The following is a 14644-nucleotide window of genomic DNA, read 5'->3' on the forward strand; positions in this document are numbered from 1 at the left end:
CGCGCGGGCCGTTCAGCGGTGGAGCAGCCGCGTCCAGTCCTGCGGAACCCGGTCGGACGGGCCCGGCGCCGCCTGGTCGGCCGGATGGGAGGCCGGTGGCGCGAGCTCGGGTCCGGCCTCGTACGGCTCGTTGCCCGCGTAGTCCCAGAACCAGTCCTCGCCCGGTTCGAAGCTCTGCACCAGCGGATGGCCCGTCGACTTCCAGTGGGCGGTGGCGTGTTGGGCGGGCGAGGAGTCGCAGCAGCCGACGTGGCCGCACTGGGCGCAGCGCCGCAGGTGGAACCACCAGCCGCCGACCGCGTCGCAGTCGGTGCAGCCGGTGCCGGTGGGCGGGACGCTCGGTTCGACTCCGTCGATGGCGGTCATGCGGGCTCCTCGGTGGTCTCGGTTCCGGGCACGGACGTGGATCCCGATGCGGGTTCCGGGGCGGGTTCCGGGGCGGTGAGGGGCAGCAGCACCTGGAAGCGGGTGTCGCCCGGTGCGGACTCGACCTGGAGGCTGCCGTGGTGCTTGTTGACGACGATCCGCCAGGAGATGTCGAGGCCGAGTCCGGTGCCCTCGCCGACCGGTTTGGTGGTGAAGAAGGGGTCGAAGATGCGGCTGCGGATGTCCGCCGGCACGCCGGGCCCGGTGTCCCGGAACTCCACGAGCAGCCGGTCCCCCTCCCGTGCCGTGCGGACCGTCAGCGTGCCCTCTCCGCCGGTGCTCCCGATGGCGAAGACGGCGTTGTCGATGAGGTTGGTCCACACCTGGTTGAGCTCGGCCGGATACGCGGGCACGTCCGGCACGGAGCGGTCGTACTCCTTGACCACCCGGATCCCGGGTCCGATCTTGCCCGAGAGCATCAGCAGGGTGCTGTCGAGGAGTTCGTGGACGTCGACGACCCGGTGCGGGGCCCGGTCGAGCTGCGAGTACTGCTTGGCGGCGTCCACGAGGTGGGAGATGCGGGTGGTGGAGTCGTCGATCTCGTCCATCAACAGCTCGGTCTCGACGGTGTAGTTGAGCCAGCCGATGGCCCCCGGCAGGAGGTCCCCGGCCACCTTGGCCGCGACCTGCTCCAGCCAGTCCGTGTCCAGGCCCGCCTGGACGAAGACCGGTGCGATCCGCCAGCCCTCGGGGATGCCGTGGTCCTCCAGCCAGTCGGCGAGCCCGTCCTCCCGGTCGGAGGCCTCGATGGGGCTCAACACCGGCGCCTTGGCGACGCGTTCGACGGTCCGTTCCTGGATCTCGATGAGTTCGGCGATCGCCTCGCGTGGATAGTTGCCCTGGGAGATGTGCGCCAGCTTGTGCCGCATCTTGCCGACGCGTTCGCGCAGTGTGGCCGTGGCCCGGACGGCCGCCGCGGCCGGGTTGTTGAGTTCGTGGGTGAGCCCGGCGGACAACGAGCCCAGCGCGAGGAGCCGTTCACGCTGCCCGACGGCCTGCTGGGTGCTCCGCGAGCCGAAGAAGAGCCCTTCCAGCAGGTGAGCGGCCATCGGGAACCATTCCCGCATGACGTCCGCGAACGACTGCGCGGGCAGCACGAAGAACCGCGTCGGCTCCGTCACCCGCATGGAGTTGTTGTAGGTCTGCGGCACCCGGTCGCCCAAGTAGGCCTGCATGGCCCCGGAGTACACCCCGCGCTGCGAGGTCCGGGCGACTTCCACCTCGTCGCCGCCGACCCGCCGGGACAGGACGACGGTGCCCTCGATCATCACGTAGAAGCAGGTCGCGGGGTCGCCCTCGGTGTACACGGGACCGGCGTCGAAGCGCTCCACGCGTCCCTCGGCGCACAGCCGCCCGAGCTGCTCCGGGGAGAGCTTCTCGAACAGGAACAGCGAGGCGATCTCCTGCGGGCTGCAGGGCATGACCCGCCCGCTCACGACTGCTCCAGGTACCGGTGGACGAGCATGACTGCCATGGCTCCCTCTCCGACGGCGGACGCGACGCGCTTCGCCGACTGGGCGCGCGCGTCGCCCGCCACGAACACGCCCGGGATGTTGGTCTCCAGGTGGTAGGGCGGCCGGTCCAGCTCCCACTCGGCGGGCGGCCGTCCGTCCGGCGTGAGGTCCGGCCCGGCCAGGATGAAGCCGTGCTCGTCGCGCAGCACCGTACCGTCCAGCCAGCCGGTCAGCGGGGCCGCGCCGATGAAGACGAACATCCACTGGGTGTCGACGAGTTCGGTCGCGCCGCTCGCCACGTCCCGCAGCGTGAGCTGCTCCAGGTGCCCGTCGCCGTGCGCCGACTCGACGACGGTCCGGGGGCGCACCGTGATGTTCGGCGCCTCCTCGATCTGCTGGATCAGGTAGTGGGACATCGAGGCGGCCAGGGATTCCCCGCGTACGAGCAGCGTCACCGACTTCGCGCCGCGCGCCAGGTACATCGCCGCCTGCCCGGCCGAGTTGGCGCCGCCGACGATGTACACGTCCTGCTCCAGGCAGGCGGCCGCCTCGGTGAGCGAGGAGCCGTAGTACACCCCGCAGCCGGTCAGCTCGTCGCAGCCCGGCGCCCGGAGCTGCCGGTAGGACACGCCGGTCGCGAGGATGACGCTGTGCGCGGCGATCGCCGTGCCGTCGGAGAAGCGGACGACGCGTGCCGCGCCGTTCACCTCCAGCCCCGTGACCTCGCGCGCGGTGAGGATCTCGGCGCCGAACCGGCCGGCCTGGCGGCGGGCGCGGTCCGTGAGCTGGGCGCCGGACACGCCGTCCGGGAATCCGAGGTAGTTCTCGATGCGGGAGCTCTGCCCGGCCTGCCCGCCGGTCGCCGACCGCTCGACCAGCACCGTCCGGAGCCCCTCGGAGGCCCCGTACAGCGCCGCGCCGAGCCCGGCCGGGCCGCCGCCGATCACGACGAGGTCGTAGAAGTCGGCGGTCGGCGTCGTGGCGAGCCCCACGTGCGCCGCCAGGTCGGGCGCGGCCGGCTCGATCAGCACGGTGCCGCCGGGTGTGATCACCACGGGCAGCCGCTGTCCGTCGGCTCCGGCCGCGCGCAGCAGCCGCTGCCCCTCGGGCTCGTCGCGGGAGTACCAGCGGTAGGGCACCTGGTTGCGGGCCAGGAACTCCCGGACGTCCGAGGAGCGTGCCGACCAGCGGTGCCCGACCACTTTGGTGGCGGGCACGGGCCGGTAGTCGCTGGAGCGCCAGGCGGCGAGGAGGTCGTCCAGGACCGGGTAGAGCTTCTCCTCCGGCGGGTCCCACGGCTTGAGGAGGTAGTGGTCGAGGTCGACGACGTTGATCGCGTCGATCGCCGCGTTGGTGTCGGCGTACGCGGTCAGCAGCACGCGCCGAGCGCCCGGGTACACGCCCAGGGCCTGTTCGAGGAACTCGATGCCGTTCATCTGCGGCATGCGGTAGTCGGCGAGGATCACGGCCACCAGGTCGCCCCGCAGCTTCAGCTCGTGCAGGGCCTCCAGCGCGGACTCGCCGGATTCGGCGCGCACGATGCGGTAGCCGGAGCCGTAGTGGCGGCGCAGGTCGCGGGCGATGGCCCGGGACACGCCCGGGTCGTCGTCCACGGTGAGGATGACGGTGCGCGCCGTCTCGGTACGCGCCGTCTCGGTACGCGCCGTGCCGGTGACCTCTGCCATGCGTCTCCCGCCCCCGAGCGGCCTGGGATGGCGGCGCGGCGAGCCGCCCGCGCCCGGTTCCCGCCCATCGTATGTTCGATCGTCCGAGTTCGCTCCGGGACGCCGCGTCATCCAGGGGCGCGCCCGCCCCGCACGGTCAGGCGTACGGGCGCCGCCGCCGGCCGCTCCGGCAGCCGCAGTCCTGCTCCGCCGGGCGTGAGCGAGCCGAGGACGCTCGCGTGGCGGGCGCCGGTGCAGGAGGGGACGGTCGCGGGCAGGCCGTGCGCGGTGAGCCAGCCCAGGACGGCGAAGGCGTACGCCTCCTTCGTGCCCGACGGCAGTCCCAGCTCGTCCGAGGTCCGCAGCGCCGCGCCCGCGGCTCCGCCGAGCTCCTCGCGCAGCCACCGCATCAGCACCGGGTTGCGGGTGCCCCCGCCCGAGGCGATCACCTCCGTCGCCGCGAAGGGCCGTACGGCGTCGGCGACGGTCCGTGCCGTGAGCCGGGTCAGGGTGGCGATGACGTCCTCGGCGGGCAGCGGCCCGACCGTGTCCAGCGCGGAGCGCAGATAGGGCAGGTGGAACAGTTCCTTGCCCGTCGTCTTCGGCGCGGGCAGCCGGTAGTACGGCTCGTCCAGCAGCCTGCGCAACAGCGGTGGATCCACCCTCCCCCGCGCGGCGAGCGCGCCGTCCGCGTCCATGGAGCGCTGCCCGCCCGAGGCGTCCCGCCCCGTCAGCTCCCGCACCGCCGCGTCGATCAGCGCGTTGGCGGGCCCGGTGTCGAAGGCGATCGGTTCGCCGCCCGAGCCGTACGGGACGCCCGAGCCGTACGGGCCGTCCGCACCTCCCGAGCCACCCCGCACCACCGTCACGTTGCCGATGCCGCCCAGGTTGAGCGCCACGGGAACTCCCGGCCGCCCCCGCAGCCACATGACGTCGACGATGCTCACCAGGGGCGCGCCCTGTCCCCCGGCGGCCACGTCCCGGGTACGGAAGCCGGAGACGACGGGGCGGCCGGTCGCCTCGGCGATCCAGGCCGGCTCGCCGATCTGGAGCGTGCCGTGCACCCGGCCGGCCTCGGCCCAGTGGTAGACGGTCTGCCCGTGCGAGGCGATCAAGTCCGCCCGCCCGTCGCACAGTTCAAGGTCGGCCCGGACCGCCGCCGCGGCGAAGGCCTGCCCGATGCGCGTATCGAGGCGGCACACCGCGGCCAGGTCCGTCGCTGCGGGCGGCAGCGCCCCGGCGAGCGCCGCCCGCAGCTCGTCGTCGTACGCGGTGCTGATCATGCCCAGCGGGGTGAGCACGAGCGCGTCCCCGTCCATGTCGAGGTCGGCGGCGGCCGCGTCGATGGCGTCGTACGACGTGCCGGACATCAGCCCGACCACCCGCAGGGCGCTCACCGCAGCGCCCGCTCGTGGTCGTCGCCGCGCAGGGTCAGCAGCGCGAGGGCGCTCACCGCGCAGGCGGCCGCGGCGTAGTACGCGGGAACGTCCACGTCGCCGGTCCACGCGACCAGCTCGGTGATGATCAGCCCCGCGCTGCCCGAGAGCACGGCGTTGGACAGCGCGTACGCCAGTCCGAGTCCCGTGTAGCGCACCGTGGTCGGGAACATCTCGGCCAGCATCGCGGGCCCGGGTCCGGCCATCAGCCCGACGGCGGCGCCCGCGGCGAGGAGCGCGGCCCCCTTGGCGTACACGCTCGCGCCGGCGTCCTGCACCAGGTTCAGCAGCGGCAGCGCGAGCACGGCGACGAGCAGGGCTCCGGCCAGCATCACCGTCCGGCGCCCGAGCCGGTCGCTCAGCATGCCGGCCGGCAGGATCGACGCCGCGAATCCCAGGTTCGCCAGGACGGTGGCGGCCAACGCCTGCTGGAACGTCGCGTTCAGCGTGTTCTGGAGGTACGAGGGCAGGACCACCAGGAAGGTGTAGCCGGCCGCCGACCATCCCATCAGCCGCCCGGCGCCCAGCACTACGGCCCTGGCGGTCTCCGCGGCGGGCGGGCGCCGCACGGGTCCGCCCGCGCGGCCGGCGGCCGCCTCGAAGGCGGGGGTCTCCTCCAGGCGCAAGCGCAGCCACAGCGCGGCGAGTCCGAGCGGCAGGGTCAGCAGGAAGGGGATCCGCCAGCCCCACGCGTTCAGCTGCGCACCGGTCAGTACGGTCGCCAGGAGCGCGGCCGCGCCGGCGCCCGCGAGCAGGCCGAGCGACACCGTGAACGACTGCCACGCCCCGTACCGCCCCCGGCGGCCGGGCGGGGCGGACTCCGTCATGATCGACACCGCTCCGCCGAACTCCCCGCCCGCCGAGAGCCCTTGGACGATCCGCAGCAGGGTCAGCAGCCACGGTGCGGCCGCGCCGATGGACGCGTACGTCGGCAGGGCGCCGATGAGCGTCGTGGCGCCGGTCATCAGGCAGACGACCAGGATGAGCGTCGGCCGCCGGCCGATCCGGTCCCCGAGCCGCCCGAACAGGGCCGCCCCGACCGGCCGGAAGAAGAAGGCGAGGGCGAACGAGGCGTACGTCTTGACGAGCGCCTCCGCACCGCCGCCGCCCTCGGGGGTGAAGAACTGCGCCGCGATGACGGTGGCGAAGTAGCCGTAGACGCCGAACTCGTACCACTCGATGAAGTTGCCGACGGACCCCGCGACCAGGGCCCGGCGGGAGCCGGCCGGCGGCCGGGCTGTCACTGGGGGCCGGACCGGACCGGGGGCGGGTGAGGGCATGGGGCAAGCGTGCTGACCGCGGGGCCGCTCCACAAGTTCCGTCCGCCATCTGCCGTACGCCCCCGGGGACACCCCTCCGGCCGCGGCGGGACCGCCCGACCGCTCGCCGTCCACGGGTGTGCGCACCGAAATTGCCTACCGCCCGGGCCGGAAAGGGCACAGACTCGCCTCATGAACGACATGGACGCCTTCCGGGAAGCCGTGACGGCCTGGGCGGCCGGCGGTCCCGGCGACCGCGCGCGCGAACTCGCCGCCCGGCTGCCCGTCCGGACGGTCGTCCTGCTCGAAGGGCCGAGCGACGCGGCGGCGGTCGGCGCACTGGCCGCGAGCCGCGGCCGCGACCTGGCGGCCGAAGGGGTCTGCGTGCTGTCGATGGGCGGCGCGATGAGCGTCGGGCGCTTCGCGCACCTCCTCGGGCCCTCCGGCCTGGGCCTGCGCCTCACGGGGCTGTGCGACGAGGCGGAGCGCGGCTTCTACGCCCGCGGCCTGGAACGGGCCGGGGCGGCGGAGCAGGAGTTCTTCGTCTGCGCGGCGGACCTGGAGGAGGAGCTCATCCGCGCGTTGGGCGTGACCCGGGTGGAAGAGCTCGTCCGCGCCGAGGGCGAGCTGCGCGCCCTGCAGACCTTCCAGCGCCAGCCCGCGCAGCAGGGACGCACCCCGCCGCAGCAGTTGCGGCGCTTCTTCGGCACGAAGAAGGGGCGCAAGATCCGCTACGGCCACGTCCTCGTCGAGGCCCTGGACCCGGACCGGGTGCCCGCGCCGCTCCACGGTCTGCTCGCCGGCCTCTGACGGCTTTCGGTCATACCGGGCGGCGCGGCCATTCCGTAGAGTACGGCTGGCACGAACCGCCCGTACCCGAACCGGCCCGTGGATCCTGGCGGCCGCCGCACCCGGAAAGTATGATCAAGCAATGTCTGACATGACCGAAACCACGCCCGGCTGGCTGACCACGGATGAGCTGGAAATGGCCAGGGCCCAGATGCCGATCCTGTACGTGACGGCGGTGCCCGTACGCGTGGACGACAGCGGCGAAGTCACCAGCATCGGTCTGTTGCTGCGCATCGGTCCGGACGGGACGGTCAGCCGGACCCTGGTGTCCGGCCGCGTACTGCACCACGAGCGGGTCCGTGACGCGCTGCTGCGCCACTTGGAGAAGGACCTCGGCCCGGTCGCGCTGCCGCACGTCCCCGCCTCCCTCCAGCCGTTCACGGTCGCCGAGTACTTCCCCACGGCGGGCGTCACCTCGTACCACGACCCGCGCCAGCACGCGGTGGCCCTCGCCTACATCGTGCCGGTGACCGGCGACTGCCGCCCCCGCCAGGACGCGCTGGACCTCGTCTGGTTCAGCCCGCAGGAGGCCGCGTCGGTGGCCGTGCAGAGCGAGATCCCGGGCGGGCACGGCGTCCTGCTGAAGCAGGCCCTCGCGTACGCGGGACACGCCTACTAGGCCGCTCTGCGGCGACACGCGGGGGCCGGTACTGCGCCCCCGCGATGGTGAAACACCGGGCGGCGCACGGACGTTGCCTCCGGGGCACCACCGAACACGGACGGCACCGCCGGCACTTGCCCGCGCCCCCGGTCCCTGTCCCTTATACACCTCTGCCGCTGCCGCCGCTCTACCCCCGGTCCATCTCGGTGGTTCCCGCTGCCTTCTCAGGGCTGGGGACGACCGGGCTGGGGGCCACCGGGCCGGGGACCTCCGGGCTCGGCACCAGCGGGCTCGGCGTGACGAGCGGCGGCGGCGTGACCACCGGCGTCGGGATCTGCGGCGTGGGGATCTGCGGGGTCGGCACCACCGGCGTCGGGACCACGGGCGTCGGGATCACCGGCGTCGGGATCACCGGGCCGGGCTTCTGCGGCGTCAGCGCGTCGCGGAAGGCCTTGGACGACTCCGGGTTCTGCTTGCACTGCCACACGCCGTGCGGGCAGTAGTCGGTGATGGTGTGGTAGAGCGGCTTCTGCTGCTCGATCCACTTCAGCATGCGCCGCATGTACTCCGGGTTGTCCCCGTTGCGGAACAGCCCCCACTCCGGGTACGAGATCTCCTTGCCGTGTGCCTTCGCGAAGTCGACGTGCTGCTGGAGCCCGTACGGCTGGGAGATCTGGTCGTCGAACGTCCGGCCGGGGCCCTGGTCGTACGAGTCCATCCCGACGATGTCGACCACGTCGTCACCCGGGTAGCACTTGGTCCAGCCGATCGCGTCCGTGCCGCGGTTCGGGGTGAAATCGAACTTGAACTTCTGGCCGGGCACGGCGCGCATCGTGTTGACGACGCGCTTCCAGTACGCCTTCCAGTTCTCCGGGTCCGGCCCGCAGCGGTGGGTGTAGGTGGTGCCGTTCATCTCCCAGCCGAGCACGATCACCGTGTCCGGGACGCCCAGCGCGACCAGCCGCTCGGCGAGCCTCTTGAAGTGCCGGTCGTACTGGCCGTCCGCGCCCGCCCGGATGAGCTGGGCCACCTGGTAGTCGGGGACGCGGGCCTCGTTGCGCTCCTGCATGGGCACGTTGAGGACGAACATCCGGTCGTCCCGGGCCTGGCGCCATTCGGCCCAGTCCTCCAGGAAGCTGACGTTGCCTTCGATGCCGGCCCACTGGTCACCGGGCAGATAGGTGTGCCCGACCCGGATCTCCTTGCCGCCCAGCCAGTGCGACAGGAACGGGATCCGGGCCACCCCCGGCGGCCCGTAGTCGAGATAGGCGCCCATGGCGATGTCGGAGCCCGCGCCCTGTTCCTCGGGGGCCGCGAGGGCGGCCCCGGTGGCGAGCAGTCCGGCCGTGACCGTACCGATGCAGGTGCTCGCCAGTCGGCGGCGTGGTCTGGGCATGGCGTCTCCCGAGCTTTCCTGAATCGGTGTGCTTACCAAAGACGTTAGACATCAGATCTGACGAATGGCCTGTCCGGGGATCTCCACATAGGCCATTCGCAGGTGCGCACCCTCCTTGCTTGGTCCGACTAGGTGAAAGACACCGTTTCCATGTACGCGCATCCCAGCCAAGTGCCCGCAGTTCTGCTCAGACTCGATCGGAATCCGTTCCACCACGGAACCCTCGGCGCCGTCAGATCCCTTGGGCGGGAGGGCGTGGAGGTCCATGCCGTCGTCGATGCCGGGGGAGGTCCCATGGGGCGTTCGCGCTATTTGCGGGCCGTCCACCCCGGGCCGTCCGGCGGACTCGACCCCGAGGCGCCCGAAGCGCTGCTGGAGTGCCTGACCGGAGTCTCCGAGCGGATCGGGCGCCCGGCGGTGCTCATCGCGATGGACGATCTGAGCGCGATCGCGGTGTCCCGGGTGGCGCCGATGCTGACGGACCGCTTCCGGATCCCGCATCAGCCCGACAACCTGCCCGCCCGGGTGGCGGACAAGGCCGAGCTGTCGCGGCTGTGCGCCCGGTGGGACGTCCCGCACCCGGAGACCGTGATCCCGGCGGGCGGGGCCGAGGCGGCGGAGGCCGCGTGGCGGCTGGGCCTGCCGGTGATCGCCAAATGGAGCCGGCCGTGGCTGCTGCCCTCGGGCACGGGCCTGCGCAGCACCACCCTGATCCACACGGCCGCCGAGGCGCGGCGGCTGTACGAGCGTTCGGAGGAGGCGGGGAGCCGGCTGCTGCTCCAGCGGTTCCTGCCGGCCGGGCCGGACACCGACTGGTTCTTCCACGGCGCCTTCGCCCGGGGCGGGCGCCCGCTGATCACCGGGTCGGGGCGCAAGGAGCTGTCCTGGCCGGTACGGACGGGACTGACGGCGGTCGGGCGGTGGCTGCCGGATCCGGCGGTGGAGGAGGCCGGGCTGCGCCTCGCCGAACGGCTCGGCTACCAGGGGATCCTGGACCTCGACTTCCGCCGGGACGAGCGGGGCGTCTTCCGGCTGGTGGACTTCAACCCCCGGCCGGGGGCGCAGTTCCGGCTCTTCACGGACGCGGGCGGCCTGGACGTGGTCCGGGCGATGTACCTGGACCTGACGGGGCAACGGGTCCCGGAGCCGTCCGGCGGTCCGGGCCGGGTCTTCGTGGCGGAGAACTACGCGCTGCTGGCGGCGGTGCGCGGCGGATGGCGGCCGCGGCGGGCCGCGCGGGCCGGGCGGGCCGGGCCGACAGGGCAGCCCGCGCAGACCGGGCAGCCCGCGCAGACCGGGCAGCCCGCGCAGACCGGGCAGGCCGTGCAGCCCGCGCAGGCCGCGACCCCGGCGCCCCCGGCGCCGCGGAAGGGCGCCCGCCGGCCGGTGCTGCCGGCGGGACGCGGGCCGGCCGGTGCGCAGCGGCCGGTGGTGCCCGGGGGCCGCAAGGCGGGGACGGGACCGGCCGCCGAGCGGGCCGGGCAGCCGGGGCCCGTGCGGACGGCGCCGCGGGTGGAGCGCGGGCGGGTGGAGGCGGCCTGGTTCGCCGCCGACGACCCGCTGCCGTTCCTGGCGATGCTGGCCGCGTTCCTGGGGCGGGGGGCGGGGAAGGCCGGGCGGCTGCTGCGCGGTGTTCCCGAGCACGGCCGCCGCAAGGCCCGCGCGGTGGTCCGCGCCCCGCGCCAGCGCGGCGAGCAACCGGCCGGAGCTGCCTCGCGGCCGGCTCCGCCGGAGGCGCCGGCCGAGCCGGACGAACTGGTGACCCGGTGAACCCGGTGCACCGGTGCCGGGTCTGACGACAGGTCCGGGGACGCCGGCAGGGGTACACGAACCATGAGAGTGGAGGGACAGAGCGGTGACGCGGATGGACGATCTCGTGGTGGTCGGAGCGGGGCCGTACGGGCTCTCGATCGCCGCCCACGCGGCCGGTGCGGGGCTCGGGGTGCGGGTGCTCGGGCGGCCCATGGCCTCGTGGCGGGACCACATGCCCGAGGGGATGTACCTGAAGTCGGAGCCGTGGTCCTCCAACCTGTCCGCGCCCGGCGGGCGGTACACGCTGGCCGAGTACTGCGCGGGCCGCGGCATCCCCGCGGAACACGGAACTCCGCTCCCCATCGGGACGTTCAGTGCGTACGGGCTCTGGTTCGCCCGGCACGCCGCACCCCCGGTGGAGGAGGCGACCGTCATGGAAGTCACCCCGCAGGGCGAGGGTTTCCGGATCCGCACCGCCGAGGGGCCGCCCCTGCTCGCCCGGACCGTCGCGCTGGCCGTGGGGGTCATGCCCTTCGTCCGCTACCCAGACGCGCTGCGGGAGCTGCCCGCGGGCCACTACTCGCACAGCAGCGGCCACGGCGACCTGGCCCGCTTCGCCGGCCGCGAGGTCGCCGTGCTCGGCGCCGGGCAGGCGGCCCTGGAGACCGCCGCCCTGCTCGCGGAGAACGGGGCCCGGCCCTGCCTCGTCGCCCGGCGCGCCCGGCTGAACTGGAACACCGTGCCGCAGCCGCTGCGCCGGCCCCCGCTGCGGGCCCTGCGCGCCCCGCACAGCGGCCTGGGCACCGGCTGGCGCAGCTGGGCCTGGTCGGAGCTGCCCTGGGCGGTGCGCCGGCTGCCCGCGCCGACCAGGGAGCGGATCGCGGCGACCGCGCTGGGCCCGGCGGGGGCCTGGTGGCTGCGGGAGCGCTTCGAGCGGCGGGTCCCGGTCCTGCTCGGGCACCGGCTGCACCGGGCGGCCGCGGCCGGTGAGCGGACCCGGCTCGGCCTGACCAACGCTGCCGGGGAGTCCGTCGTACTGGACACGGCGCACGTGATCGCGGCGACCGGGTTCGCCCCGGACCTGGCCCGCCTGGAGCTGCTCGACGCGGGGCTGCGGGCATCGCTGGCCACCGTGGGGCGGAGCGGGACGCCGGAGCTGAGCCCGGGCTTCGAGTCCTCGTGGCCCGGCCTGTTCTTCGCGGGGCTGCTGACCGCTCCCTCATTCGGCCCTTCCATGCGATTCGTGCACGGTGCCGGCTTCACGGCGGGGAGACTGGTGTCAGGAGTCCGCGAGCGGCTGGGCGCCGGCGGCCCGCGGGCGGGTTCCCGCGGCGCGTTCCGGGCCGACAGGGCTCCGGCGGCCGGGCACAGAGCGTGAGAAGGGGTCCGCGATGAGCGCTGAGCGAGCACAGGGCCGCGGCTGGGTGAGGATTCCCGCCAGCCGTGCGGAGCAGCCCGGCACGGCGCGGGCGGCCCCCGCGCACCCGCAGGCCCCGTACCAGAGCGCCCCGTACCAGCAGACTCCTTACCCGCAGGCCCCGTACCAGGGCACCCCGTACGACCCCTCGACGATCTACCTCTCCCTCGTCAAACGCTGGCGGGAGGCCGGTCGCACTCTTCCGGGGCATCCTGACGAGGAGTGGGAGCGGCTCATTTCCCAGCCGTGCTGGCCCGGTCGTTAGGCGGTGTGACTCTCGTGGCAGCGGCGGAGCGACGCGACAAGCGGCCGGAGAGCCGTGCGACCCCCCTCACCGGCCCCGGTGAGCGGCTCGCGCTCAACGGCATGGGCAGCTTCGAGTGGGACCTCACCGCCGGGACGATGGTCCTGGACGAGGCCGGGATGGCGGTCTTCGACCTGGATCCGGAGGTGTTCGACCAGACCCCCGAGGGCCTGGGCCTGCGGATCCCGCAGGACGACTCCGAGCGGCTCGCGGAGACCGTGATGGCGGCGATCAGCGCCGGCGAGGAGACGTACGGCCAGTACTTCACGGTGCGCCGGCGCGACGGCCGCGACCAGTGGACGCACACCCAGGGACGGGTGATCCGGGACGAGGAGGCGCGGCCGGTACGGATCGTCGGCATCGTCCGTGACGCGACGGCCGAGCTGGCCCACCTCACGGTGCTGCGCAAGCTCGAATCGGCGCGCGCCCAGCAGGCCACCATCGTCCAGCGGACCACCGAGGCCCTGTCGCGGGCGGTGACGGTCGACGACGTCACGGCCGCCCTGACGGGCGCGGGCGCGCTGGAGCGGCTCGGGGCGGACGGACTGGCCCTCGGCCTGGTCGAGGGCGGCACCATCAAGATCATCGCGTTGAGCGGGGAGTCCCTGGAGATCCTCAGCGAGCGCAGGTTCACCCGGCTGGACGGTTCGCTGCCGCTGTCCCGGGCGGTGATCACCAGGAAGGCACGTTTCGTCACCTCGCTCGCCGCGCTCTCGGACGAGTTCCCGCTCCTCGCCGACTACCTGGGCCGCATCCGCTACGACGCGGCCGCCTACCTGCCGCTGATCGCGCAGGCCAAGGCCATCGGCGGGCTGGTGCTGTTCTACCGGCACCGCACCGACTTCAGCCCCGAGGAGCAGAACCTGTGCCTGGGCCTGGCCGGCATCGTCGCCCAGTCGCTCCAGCGGGCCCTGCTCTTCGACCAGGAGCGGGAGTTCGCCACCGGCCTGCAGGCGATGATGCTGCCGCGCCGGATCCCCGACATCACCGGCGGCGAGATCGCCGTGCGCTACCACTCGGCCTGGAGCGGGCGCGAGGTCGGCGGCGACTGGTACGACGTGATCGCACTGCCCCGCGACCGGGTCGGCATCGTGGTGGGCGACGTACAGGGCCACGACACGCACGCCGCCGCCATCATGGGCCAGCTCCGCATCGCCCTGCGGGCGTACGCGGGCGAGGGGCACCCGCCGTCCACCGTGCTGGCACGGGCCTCGCGCTTCCTCGCCGAACTGGACACCGAACGGTTCGCGACCTGCATGTACGCGCAGGTGGACCTGGAGACCGGAGGGGTACGGGCGGTTCGCGCGGGCCACCTCGGCCCGCTGATCCGGCACACGGACGGGCGAACGGGCTGGCCCAACGTGCGCGGCGGCCTGCCGCTCGGGCTGGCCACGCTCTTCGAGCGCGAGGAGTTCCCCGAGACCCGCCTCGACCTGGTCCCCGGCGAGACGCTCGTGCTGTGCACCGACGGCCTGGTGGAGGAGCCCGGCACCGCCATCACCCAGGGCATGGAGGCCCTGGCCCACGCGGTCCGCAGCGGCCCCCAGGAGGCCGGGGCGCTCGCCGACCACCTCTCCGACCGGCTGTGGGAGCGCTGGGGCTCCGGCGACGACGTCGCCCTGCTGGTGCTGCGCCGGGCCCCCGACCCGGGCACCCACCGGGCCCCGCGCATCCACCAGTACGTCCACCAGGCGGACCCGGAGGGGCTCTCCGAGGCCCGCTACGCCCTGCGGCAGGCGCTGCGCGACTGGGGCATGCCGGAGCTCGCCGACGACGTGGAGCTGGCGGCGGGAGAGCTGCTGGTCAACGCCCTGCTGCACACCGACGGCGGGGCGGTGCTGACGATGGAGGTGCTGCCGGAGCCGGTCCGGCGGATCCGGCTCTGGGTCAAGGACCGCTCCAGCGTGTGGCCGCGCAGGCGCACGCCGGGGGAGTCGGCGACGACCGGGCGCGGGCTGCTGCTGGTGGACGCGCTGGCCACGCACTGGGGGGTGGAGTCCCGGGGCGACGGCAAGGCGGTGTGGTGCGAGTTCGACGCGGCGGGCAGCGCCGCCCGGAGCGCGCCGTGACCGCGCGCTCACGCCGA

12 protein-coding genes are annotated in these 14644 nt (G+C 73.9%); 6 read left to right on the forward strand and 6 right to left on the reverse strand.

From position 1 onward, the window contains the following. Nucleotides 1–12: 12 nt before the first annotated feature. From DRB96_RS33505 to DRB96_RS33525, 5 genes are all read right to left on the reverse strand, one after another. A complete protein-coding gene (locus tag DRB96_RS33505; protein ID WP_112451829.1) occupies nucleotides 13–366 on the reverse strand; it encodes a UBP-type zinc finger domain-containing protein in 354 nt (117 codons plus the stop codon). Beyond that, nucleotides 363–1862, reverse strand: coding sequence for an ATP-binding protein (locus DRB96_RS33510; RefSeq protein WP_112451830.1), 1500 nt, complete (start codon nucleotides 1860–1862; stop codon nucleotides 363–365). The genes DRB96_RS33505 and DRB96_RS33510 overlap by 4 nt, the downstream gene beginning before the upstream one ends. Further along, nucleotides 1859–3565: an FAD-dependent oxidoreductase gene (locus DRB96_RS33515; protein ID WP_112451831.1), complete on the reverse strand. Its 1707-nt coding sequence runs from the start codon at nucleotides 3563–3565 to the stop codon at nucleotides 1859–1861. Before DRB96_RS33515 ends, DRB96_RS33510 begins: the two co-directional genes overlap by 4 nt. Before the next feature lie 107 nt (nucleotides 3566–3672). After that, on the reverse strand, nucleotides 3673–4932 hold the full coding sequence (locus DRB96_RS33520; protein ID WP_112454024.1) for an anhydro-N-acetylmuramic acid kinase: 1260 nt from the start codon (nucleotides 4930–4932) through the stop codon (nucleotides 3673–3675). A 5-nt stretch (nucleotides 4933–4937) separates the two neighbouring features. Further along, nucleotides 4938–6260, reverse strand: coding sequence for an MFS transporter (locus tag DRB96_RS33525; RefSeq protein ID WP_112451832.1), 1323 nt, complete (start codon nucleotides 6258–6260; stop codon nucleotides 4938–4940). Nucleotides 6261–6431: 171 nt separating this feature from the next. On the opposite strand from DRB96_RS33525, the gene DRB96_RS33530 reads away from it, so the two are divergent. Next, nucleotides 6432–7049 carry a TOPRIM nucleotidyl transferase/hydrolase domain-containing protein gene (locus DRB96_RS33530; protein ID WP_112451833.1) on the forward strand — a complete coding sequence of 206 codons (618 nt, stop codon included), beginning with the start codon at nucleotides 6432–6434 and terminating at the stop codon, nucleotides 7047–7049. Between the two features lie 130 nt (nucleotides 7050–7179). Next, a complete protein-coding gene (locus DRB96_RS33535; protein WP_162689026.1) occupies nucleotides 7180–7707 on the forward strand; it encodes an NUDIX hydrolase family protein in 528 nt (175 codons plus the stop codon). Between the two features lie 169 nt (nucleotides 7708–7876). On the opposite strand, the gene DRB96_RS33540 is transcribed toward DRB96_RS33535, so the two are convergent. Next, nucleotides 7877–9085, reverse strand: coding sequence for a glycosyl hydrolase (locus tag DRB96_RS33540; RefSeq protein WP_112451835.1), 1209 nt, complete (start codon nucleotides 9083–9085; stop codon nucleotides 7877–7879). Between the two features lie 294 nt (nucleotides 9086–9379). On the opposite strand from DRB96_RS33540, the gene DRB96_RS43975 reads away from it, so the two are divergent. The 4 genes from DRB96_RS43975 to DRB96_RS33560 all read left to right on the forward strand — a co-directional run bounded on the left by DRB96_RS43975 (nucleotide 9380) and on the right by DRB96_RS33560 (nucleotide 14627). Further along, nucleotides 9380–10855, forward strand: a complete 1476-nt coding sequence (locus DRB96_RS43975; protein WP_204357874.1) for an ATP-grasp domain-containing protein — start codon at nucleotides 9380–9382, stop codon at nucleotides 10853–10855. A gap of 94 nt (nucleotides 10856–10949) precedes the next feature. Continuing rightward, nucleotides 10950–12215 carry an NAD(P)-binding domain-containing protein gene (locus tag DRB96_RS33550; RefSeq protein ID WP_112451836.1) on the forward strand — a complete coding sequence of 422 codons (1266 nt, stop codon included), beginning with the start codon at nucleotides 10950–10952 and terminating at the stop codon, nucleotides 12213–12215. Between the two features lie 13 nt (nucleotides 12216–12228). After that, nucleotides 12229–12519, forward strand: coding sequence for a hypothetical protein (locus DRB96_RS33555; protein ID WP_112451837.1), 291 nt, complete (start codon nucleotides 12229–12231; stop codon nucleotides 12517–12519). 14 nt (nucleotides 12520–12533) lie between these two features. Then, complete coding sequence (locus DRB96_RS33560; RefSeq protein ID WP_112451838.1) at nucleotides 12534–14627, forward strand: SpoIIE family protein phosphatase; 2094 nt, start codon at nucleotides 12534–12536, stop codon at nucleotides 14625–14627. Nucleotides 14628–14644: the final 17 nt, after the last annotated feature.

It is taken from the genome of Streptomyces sp. ICC1, assembly GCF_003287935.1.
In the GTDB taxonomy this organism is placed as follows: domain Bacteria; phylum Actinomycetota; class Actinomycetes; order Streptomycetales; family Streptomycetaceae; genus Streptomyces; species Streptomyces tritrimontium.